Annotated in this window: 5 protein-coding genes; 1 reads left to right on the top strand and 4 read right to left on the bottom strand. The window is 74.6% G+C overall.

Going from position 1 to position 8,729, the window contains the following annotated elements; all coding sequences use genetic code 11:
* Positions 1–603: 603 nt before the first annotated feature.
* Positions 604–2,262 carry an arginine--tRNA ligase gene (gene argS / locus ACIBQZ_RS40755; RefSeq protein ID WP_396094316.1) on the bottom strand — a complete coding sequence of 553 codons (1,659 nt, stop codon included), beginning with the start codon at positions 2,260–2,262 and terminating at the stop codon, positions 604–606.
* Between the two features lie 201 nt (positions 2,263–2,463).
* Here argS and ACIBQZ_RS40750 point away from each other — a divergent pair, with 201 nt between their 5' ends.
* Positions 2,464–2,886, top strand: coding sequence for a protein phosphatase (locus ACIBQZ_RS40750; RefSeq protein WP_396094315.1), 423 nt, complete (start codon positions 2,464–2,466; stop codon positions 2,884–2,886).
* A gap of 6 nt (positions 2,887–2,892) precedes the next feature.
* Here the strand turns inward: ACIBQZ_RS40750 and ACIBQZ_RS40745 are convergent, their stop codons facing one another.
* The 3 genes from ACIBQZ_RS40745 to ACIBQZ_RS40735 all read right to left on the bottom strand — a co-directional run bounded on the left by ACIBQZ_RS40745 (position 2,893) and on the right by ACIBQZ_RS40735 (position 8,585).
* On the bottom strand, positions 2,893–4,953 hold the full coding sequence (locus ACIBQZ_RS40745) for a methyl-accepting chemotaxis protein (RefSeq protein WP_396094314.1): 2,061 nt from the start codon (positions 4,951–4,953) through the stop codon (positions 2,893–2,895).
* Between the two features lie 173 nt (positions 4,954–5,126).
* Entirely contained in the window at positions 5,127–5,939 is an 813-nt protein-coding gene (locus tag ACIBQZ_RS40740) for a class I SAM-dependent methyltransferase (RefSeq protein WP_396094313.1), read from the bottom strand.
* Between the two features lie 72 nt (positions 5,940–6,011).
* Positions 6,012–8,585, bottom strand: a complete 2,574-nt coding sequence (locus ACIBQZ_RS40735) for an ATP-binding protein (protein WP_396094312.1) — start codon at positions 8,583–8,585, stop codon at positions 6,012–6,014.
* Between the last annotated feature and the right edge of the window lie 144 nt (positions 8,586–8,729).

Below are 8,729 nucleotides of genomic sequence, written 5' to 3'. Positions count from 1 at the left end.
GCGACTCCGAAGGGCCAAACCTTCATCTCTCGCACAGCATCAACTCCAGAGCCTGCCTACAAACACAACTCCTTCGCTGTTCAGGGCACAAACACGGCTACAAGGTCCACCACTCGCGCCCCTTTCCTCCTGAGATGAACCCTTCAACCTCCACTACCGCCAATCCCGCATACCGGATGAACCCGGCAACGGGCTGGATCACGGGAGGACCGTGATCCAGAAGCGGCGAAAGTCGAGCGATCAGGTCTGCGAAGGAGCGGTTCGCGCTGGTCGCACACCCGCGCCGCGGGGTGATCGCTGACAGCGACGGCACGCCCTGACGCCGACTGCCCAGATTGCCCCGGCGTTGATCATCGGCGTCCACAGCCAGCCCGCACCGCATCCGCCCGCCCGCCCGCACCGCGCCCGCCCGCACCGCATCCGCCCGCACCGCGCCCGCCCGCCCGCCCGCCCGAGCCAGCCCGCCCGAGCCAGCCCGCCCGAGCCCGCCGCGGCTCCGAGCAGCGGGCCGGCCGAGGACGGCGCGCCGATGTAGCCGATCAGCGTCAGCACACCGATCAGCGTCAGCACCGATCGGCTTGGCCAACAGGGAGAGGCCCCGACCTACAGGCGTTCCGGCGTGTCGATGCCGAGCAGGTCCAGCCCCTGCCGCAGCGTCCGCCCCGTGAGGTCGCACAAGCCCAGCCTGCTCTCCCGCACCCCCTCCGGCGCTTTCAACACCGGGCACGCCTCGAAGAACGTGCTGAAGCTCTGCGCCAGCCCGTGCAGGTAACCCGCCAGCCGGTGCGGCTCCAGCGACTCCTCCACCCCCGTCACCACCTGCCCGAAGCCCAGCAGTTCCAGCACCAGCGCCCGTTCCGCCGGCGCCGTGAGCTGGATCGGGCCCGGGGTCGACGCGGCTTTGCGCAGGATGCCACGGGTCCGGGCGTACGCGTACTGCAGGTACGGCCCGGTGTTGCCGGTCAGCGCCAGCATCCGGTCCCAGTCGAAGACGTAGTCCGACATCCGGTCGCCGGACAGGTCCGCGTACTTCACCGCGCCGACGCCCACCGCCCGGGCGATCTCCGGTGCCGGGGCCAGCGCCGCCGCCCTGGTCTCCGCCTCGTCCAGGACCGCTGCCAGTTTCACCGATTCGCCGGAGCGGGTGCGGTACATCCGGCCGTCGGTGCCCAGGATCGAGCCGAAGCCGACGTGTTCCGCCCGCACGTCTGCCGGCAGCCAGCCCGCCGCGGCCGCCACCGCGTAGACCATCGCGAAGTGGTTACGCTGCGGCGCCCCGACGACGTAGAGCAGCCGGGACGCGTTCAGGTCCACCGTGCGGTAGCGCAGGGCGGCCAGGTCCGTGGCCGCGTACCCGAAACCGCCGTCGCTCTTGCGGACGATCAGCGGGAGCGGATCGCCGGAGCGGCCGGTGAAGCCCGGCGGGAATGCGCAGAGCGCGCCCTCGCTCTCGGTCAGCAGGCCCTTCTCGGTCAGCTCGGCCACCACGGCGACCAGCCTGTTGTTGTAGAAGCTCTCGCCGAGGAAGTCGTCCGGGCCGAGCGTGACGCCGAGCCGGTCGTAGGTGGCGAGCAGGTGCCGCTGGGAGGCCGAGACGAAGTGCTGCCACTGGTCCCGGGTGCGTGCGTCGCCGCTCTGCAGCGCCACCACGCGCAGCCGCGACCGGGTCCGGAAATCCTCGTCGGCGTCGAAGCGGGTCCGGGCCGCCTGGTAGAAGGCGGTCAGGTCGGTGATCGTGCCGGCGTCCTGCGCGCCCAGGTGCTCGATGAGCATGCCGAATGCCGTGCCCCAGTCCCCCAGGTGGTTGGCCCGCACCACGTCGTGGCCCCGCCACTGGAGCAGCCGGGCGATCGCGTCGCCGATGACCGTCGAGCGCAGGTGGCCGACGGTCAGTTCCTTGGCGATGTTCGGCGACGAGTAGTCGATGACGACCCGCTCCGGGTGCGCGGCCGTGGGCACCCCGAGCCGCGGGTCGGCGGTCATCGTGTTCGCGCCGGCGGCGAGCACCTCGTCGGTCAGCCGCAGGTTGAGGAAGCCGGGGCCGGAGATCTCCGCGGTGGCGACCCCGGCCAGGTCGGCCGCGGCCAGCACGCCGGCGGCGATGTCGCGCGGCGGGCGGCCGAGCGGGCCGGCCAGCGGCAGGGCCGCCCCGGACTGGTAGTCGGCGTGCCGCGAGCGCCGCACCGCCGGATCGACGGTCGCCTGTGCTACCTGGGCGAAGGCGGGTGCGAGCCGGGCGGTCAGGAGAGCTTCGAGGTTCATCGGTCAACCCATCATCTGGTACGTGATGACGGGTCGGACCGGCGCACCGGCGGGGTCGACCCGCCGGCTGAAGGCACGTGCTAGCGCAACCGGAGGGGGTTCATCCGGCGTCGCTCGCTGCTGGTGCTGTGCACGACGGTGACTGTACCGGGTCGATCCGGGCGGCAGCGAGGAGAATCGACCACCGCGGAGGAGGCACGCATGACATGGGACCCGGCAGCTCCAGGGGTGCTCGCGCTGCCGTCCGGGCGGCTGGTGCGCGGACGGCGCTTGCGGGCGCCACTGCCCGCCGGACCGCCCCCGGAGTTCGGGGTCTTTCTGCTCGGCGCCGAACCACCGCCGGTGGAGTGGGAGAGCCGGTGGCTGCGCTGGCCGGACTTCCGGCTGCCGGCCGACCGGGAACGAGCGGCCGAGGTGCTCCGCGAGGCCTGGCTGCGGGCCGCGGACCAGCGGGTCGAGCTCGCCTGCGGTGGCGGCCGGGGCCGGACCGGCACCGCGCTGGCCTGCCTGGCGGTGCTCGACGGGGTCCCGCCGGCGGAAGCGGTCGCGTACGTCCGCGCGAGCTACCACCGGCGCGCCGTGGAGACGCCCTGGCAGCGCCGCTACGCCGAACGCTTCGGATGAGCGCGGTCAGGTGGCCCGGAGCGCCGCGCCCTCGACCAGGTCGGCGACGTAGCGGTCGATCCGTTCGGCCAGGACGTTGTCGGGCACCATGAACTGCAGGCCGACCTCGCCCTGCTCCTCCCCCACGCCGAGGCTGACCACCCGGGCCTCGATCGAGTCCCGGATCGGCCCGAGGCCCTCGATCCGGATCGCGTCGCCGATGCCCAGCCGCACGTCCGGCGCGACGCGCACCCGCACGCCGCCCCGGCTGACGTTGATCAGCTCGGTGCTCAACAGGTCCTCGCCGCGCAGCAGCCGCACCTTGCCGGACATGGTGACGCGGTCGCTCTCGCGGCGTTCCAGCTGGGCGGAGAGGCCGGACATCTCCTCGACCCGGCCGATGGTCCGGCTCATCTGGTCGGCCAGCCGGCCCACCACCGTGCCCTGGTCGGCGGCGACCGCCCGCAGCGACGTCGCGGCCTCGCCCACGCTGGCGATGCCGGCCACCATCGCGGCGATGGTCTCGGCCATCTGCGCGGTGTCGCGTTCCAGCTCGCCGATGGTCCCGGCGATCTGCTCGGTCGACATCGACGTGCTGTTCGCCAGCTCCTTGACCTCGTCGGCCACGACGGTGAAGCCCAGACCCAGCTCACCCGCCCGGGCCGCCTCGATGGTGGCGTTGAGCGCGAGCAGCCGGGTCTGCCCGGCGATGCCCTTGACCAGGGTGGCCGTCTCGGCGACCCGGCGCAGGCTCTGTTCCAGCGAGCTGATCACGTCCTCGGCCCGCCGGGCGTGGCCGACCACCGTCGTGGTCGCCACGTCGGTCGCCGAGATGCCGCTGTCGATGGTCTCGGCGGCCTGCCGCACGTCGCCGACCTGGTCGGTGACCCGGCGCAGTTCCTCTGCGATGACCGTGGTCGAGCCGTCGATGATGTGCTGGGCCCGGTCGCGCAGCCGCAGCTCGGCCTGGCGCTGGTGCTGGAAGCTGACCCGCAGCTGTTCCTCGCGGATGGCCTGGGCGCGGACCAGTTCCTCCTCCTGCGCCAGCATCCGGGACCGCGCGGTGGTCAGCGCCAGGCCGATGTCGCCCAGCTCGTCGCGGCCGGCCGGCAGCCGGCGCGCTGCCAGGTCGCCGTCGGCGATGGCGGTGACGCCCCGGACCACCAGCGCGACGTCGTGCCGGGTGCGCCACAGCACGGCCACCGCGAACCAGGCCGCCAGCACGAATCCGCCGATGGTGACGACGAGCACGAGCAGCCGTTCCCGGGCGAAGCCGGCCACCCGGGCCGCGAGCAGGTCGTCGAGCACGGCGCCGAGCGGGTCGACCGCGGCGGCGAAGGCGGCGGCCAGCGCCACCACGTCGTACGCCCGGGGGCGCTCCAGGTTGTCGGTGAGCTCGTCGGCGAGTGCGGTCGCCGTCTCCGCCGCCGCGCCGACCTCGGTCAGCCGGTCGGCCAGCCCGGCCATGGCGGTGCTGGCGTCCGCGGTGGCCACGTCGTACGTCAGATTGGCGGCCGCCGTGGCCAGCTCACCGGCCCGCACCGCCTGGGTCGCGACGGCGTTGGTGCCGCTGGTCGCGCCCGCCGCCGCGATCTTGGCGGCGGTCAGCAGCGCCCGCGGCAGCTGCACGATCTGGGCGTCCATGACGTAGAACGAGTCGAGGTCCGGGTCCAGGATCAGGTTCGAGTTGTTGCCCGCGTCGGTGATCAGCCCGGCCAGCGCGGTGGCCAGCGAGAACCGCTGGATCGGGGTGGGACCGAGCCGGCCCGGCACCGCCCGCATCGAGTCCGCCAGCCGCAGGTCGGGGTGGGCCGCCACCGCCGACCGCACCGCCGCCAGGTCGGGTTCCTGGGCGGCCACCGTGTTCGCCAGCGCGAGCAGGGCCGGCCGGACCACCGCGAGGCCGTCCCGCTCGGCGGAGCTGAACGCGATCCGGCTCCTCGCCTGGAGCACGTAGCCGGACGTGGCGAAGATGCCCGGGATCATCAGCACCAGCACCAGGGCGCCCAGGCGCAGGCTGGTGCGCATCCGGTCGGCGATGGGCAGGACCGGGCGCAGCAGTGCCGGGACGGCGGTGTCGTTCCGCATCGCCGGTTAACGCCGATCCGGGCACATCGTGGCCGGTTCGGCGCCCACCGTCATCCGCATTCCCCGATTGCATCATGCACAGGGCCCTTCATCAGCCGAAACAGCGCAGCGGGCACCGTCGCTCCGGCTGACGAGGGCGCGGCCGGCGCTGCCCCGGCGCCGGCCGCCGCCGCTCAGACCCGCGTCGCCAGCACCTCGACGTACGCGGACCGGATCTTCGCGGTGCCGTCCGTGGCCGAGTTGTACCGGCTGACCAGCTCGACCAGGTCGGCGTGCAGCAGCTTGCCCTGGTCCTCGTCGAGCGCCTCGAAGGCCTTGAGCGTGGGGCCGTAGTGCGCCCGGAAGTAGTCGGCGAAGTCCTCCGCGGACCGGAACCGGAAGACGAACTCGCGCCCGGCGACCCGCAGGTCGCGGACCCGGTCGCCGAACAGCTCCCGCAGCCGCGGCTCGCTGCCCCACTCGGCGGGCGCGCGCACGCCGGGCGGCGGCGGCACCCGGCGGCCGATGGTGCGGAAAAGCTCGCCGATGAACCCGTCCGGGGCCCAGTTGGCCAGCGCGATCGTGCCGCCCGACCGGCAGACCCGGGTCAGCTCGGCGGCGGTCTGCTCCTGGTCGGGCGCGAACATGACACCGACGACGGAGAGCACGGCGTCCCACTCGCCGTCCGGGAACGGCAGCGCCTCGGCGTCGCCCTCGACGAACTCGACGGGCAGGTGCTCGGCGGCCGCCCGGGCCCGGCCCCGCTCCAGCAGGTCCGGTACGTAGTCGACGCCGGTGACCGTGCACAGGCAGCGGGCGGCGGCGATCGCCGCGTTGCCCGTACCGGTGGCGACGTCCAGCACCCGCGAGCCGGCGGACAGATCCGCGGCCTGCACGAGCGTCTCGGACATGGCGTGGATGACGGCCGCGACCGCGCCGTAGTCGCCGCTGGCCCAGGTCTTCTGCTGGCGTGCCTTGATGCCCTCAAGCGCAAGTGAACTCGTCATGCGGCAGACGCTACGAGCGCGGACCGGGCGGGCGCGTGGGGAGTTCTCCCTATGTTGGCCGCGCGGGATGACTCAGCCGGCGGCGAGCAGGCCGAGCCGGCGGGCGGCCGCGGCGGCCTGGCCGCGCGACGGTACGCCGAGCTTGCCGAGCACCGCCGACACGTGGTGGTCGACGGTCTTCGCCGACAGCGTCAGGCGGGCGGCGATGTCGGCGTTGCTGAGCCCCTCCGCCACCAGCGTCAGCACCTCACGCTGGCGGGCCGTCAACCCGGTCGGGTGGGCCGCCGTGGACGCCCGCGGCCCGCGCGGCACCTTCGCGCCCCGGTCCCGCAGCTCGGCGCGCAGCCGCCTGGCCGTCCCGGCCGCGCCCAGCCCGTCCACGATGCGCAGCGCCTCCCCGGCCGCCTCCTCGTCGCCGCGGCTCAGCGCCTCGGCCCGGGCGTAGTCGCAGCGCCGGTCGGCCCACTCGGCGGCGGCGCCCCGCCAGTCGCCCTCGATCAGCAACCGGTGCGGCGCCCCGATCCACTCCGGCAGCGCCACCGCCTCGCCGGCCCGCCACTGCCAGTAGGCGAGCTGACCGGCGAACCAGGGGTGCTTGACGCGCAGGGCCAGCGCGTATCCGCGGCGGGCCTCGGCGGCCGACCGGGCCGGGTCGCCGGCGATCCAGTAGTGCTCGGCGAGCCCGACCGAGACCGGCCCGACGAACTGCATCTCGTTCGCCTCGTACGCGGACAGCTCGGCCTTGTGCAGGATGGCGGCCGCGTCCGGCTCCCCGCGCCGCGAGCGCAGCCGGCCCAGCGCCACCTGGGCGGTGCACCGGGACGGACCGGGCCGGGCGAGGCCGGCGAGGGCCGCCTCGGCGTCGGCGCGGGCACCGGCCCAGTCGCCGCGGGCCAGCAGCATCGCGGCGCGGTAGCCCAGCAGATGCCGCACGTAGCCGTCCAGGTCGCGGGCCTCGGCGAAGGTCAGCACCCGCTCCAGCACGTCCGCGGCGGCGGTGTAGTCGCAGAACTCGACCAGCTGGCAGGCCTTGTTGGCCAGGGCCCGGGTGGCGTGGTCGTCGAGCCCGGCCGCGACGGCCAGCGCGTGCGCGCGCTCCAGCTCGGCGCCGCCCGCGGCCGGGTCCCGCTCCATCCGCGTCGAGCCCACGTTGACCAGCGCGTGCACCTCGGTGTCCCGGTCGCCGAAGCGCCGGGCCAGGTCGATGGCGCGCTCGCCCCACTCGATCGCGGTGCTCTCCCCGGCCAGCATGTGCAGCTGCGACAGGTTGCTGTAGGCCATCGCGAGCTGCGGGCCGGGCGGGATCGACTCCAGCACCTCGACGGCCCGCTCGCCGGCCACCCGGGCCTGCGCGGTGTGACCCCGCCACCAGGACAACCGGGAGAGCCAGCGCAGGTTCTCGCCGACCCGGGCCGGGTCGCCCTGCTGCTCCCGCAGGCCCAGCGCGAGCCGCCGGGCGGCCAGCGCCTCCTCGATCAGCCCGGCCAGGTAACCGGCGGTGGCGTACGCCTCCAGCAGCGCGGCCCGCTCGTCCGCGGGAGCACCGGCGGTGTGCCGCAGCGCCAGCTCGTAGTGCGCCGCGGCCTGCTTGTTGGCGCCGACCTCGGCGGCCCGCCGGGCGGCGACCGGGGCCCAGCGCAGCACGGCGGCGGCGTCCCCGGCGTGGTGGGCGTGGTGCACGAGCCGGGCCGGGTCGACCCCGGCCCGGTCGGCGAGCCGGGCCAGCACGTCGGCGTGCAGGGCAGCCCGGCGCACCGGTGACAGCGCCTCCTCGACGGCCCGCCGCAACAGCTCGTGGCGGAACGCGACGCCGTCGGCGGTGGCGCTGAGCAGGCCACCGGCCAGGCACTCCTCGACCCCGTCGCCCCGCGAGGCGAGCAGCGCGGGCTCGGCCTGCGACGGCACGACGGACACGAACCCGGCCGCGTCCCGGGCCGCGGGCGAGAGCGCGGACAGCCGGGACAGCACCAGGTCACGGACGGTCGCGGGCACCCCCGACTCGGCCGCGGCGAGGACCTCGGTGACCAGCAGCGGGTTACCGCCCGTCACCTCGTACACGGAAGCGGAGGACCGGCCCGCGCGGCGGGCGAGCTCGTCGACCGCCGCAACCGACAGCGAGGCCAGCGGCAACCGCCGGACCAGGGCCCGCGGCAGTCCGGCCAGGACGGTCCGGAGCTGGTGATCGGGACCGACCTCATCATCACGGTACGTGAGCACGAGCAGCACCCGGCACAACGCCAGCCGGCGCCCGAGGAACGCGACGAGGTCAAGCGTGGCCTCGTCGGCCCAGTGCAGATCCTCCATGACCACCACCGGCCGGCGCCGCTGCCGCGGCCCGTCCAGCACATCGAGCAGCGCGTCGAAGACGGCACCCCGCTCCCCCGCGGCGAGCCGCTCCCGCAGCGCGCCACCGACCTGCCGGGCGATGTCGTGCAACGGCCCGAGCGCCCGCGGCGTGAGCAACGGATCGCAGGCGCCCCAGAGCACCCAGGCCCGGCTCCCGACAGCAGCGGCAAACGCGGCGGCCAGGCTCGACTTGCCGGCCCCGGCCTCGCCGGAGAGCACAGCGATCCGCCCGCCGCCGGCGGTGTCGGCCAGCAGCGCGTCGAGGTCGGCGAGGGCACGACCCCGCTCCAGCAGCTCCATCCCGGCCGAGCCTACTGACAAGGTCGCCACCGGCACTGCCGTCAACCGGACAGAATCCGCAGCTCAAAGAGGCGAGATGGGACCATCGGTGTTCGCGAAGGACCTGCCCGACTGGAACCCGTTCTTCTATTCGTGCCCGCGGGC

The sequence above is a fragment of the Actinoplanes sp. NPDC049599 genome, from assembly GCF_044465625.1.
GTDB lineage: Bacteria > Actinomycetota > Actinomycetes > Mycobacteriales > Micromonosporaceae > Actinoplanes.
Note: the sequence above shows the minus strand (reverse complement) of the source record. Positions and strands in the feature narration are given on the sequence as shown.

Excerpts from the sequence above, each read along its gene's own strand:
- ACIBQZ_RS40745 (WP_396094314.1), bottom strand. The coding sequence starts at position 4,953 with ATGCGGAACGACACCGCCGTCCCGGCACTGCTGCGCCCGGTCCTGCCC.
- ACIBQZ_RS40740 (WP_396094313.1), bottom strand. The coding sequence starts at position 5,939 with ATGACGAGTTCACTTGCGCTTGAGGGCATCAAGGCACGCCAGCAGAAG.
- ACIBQZ_RS40735 (WP_396094312.1), bottom strand. The coding sequence starts at position 8,585 with ATGGAGCTGCTGGAGCGGGGTCGTGCCCTCGCCGACCTCGACGCGCTG.
- argS (WP_396094316.1), bottom strand. The coding sequence starts at position 2,262 with ATGAACCTCGAAGCTCTCCTGACCGCCCGGCTCGCACCCGCCTTCGCC.
- ACIBQZ_RS40750 (WP_396094315.1), top strand. The coding sequence starts at position 2,464 with ATGACATGGGACCCGGCAGCTCCAGGGGTGCTCGCGCTGCCGTCCGGG.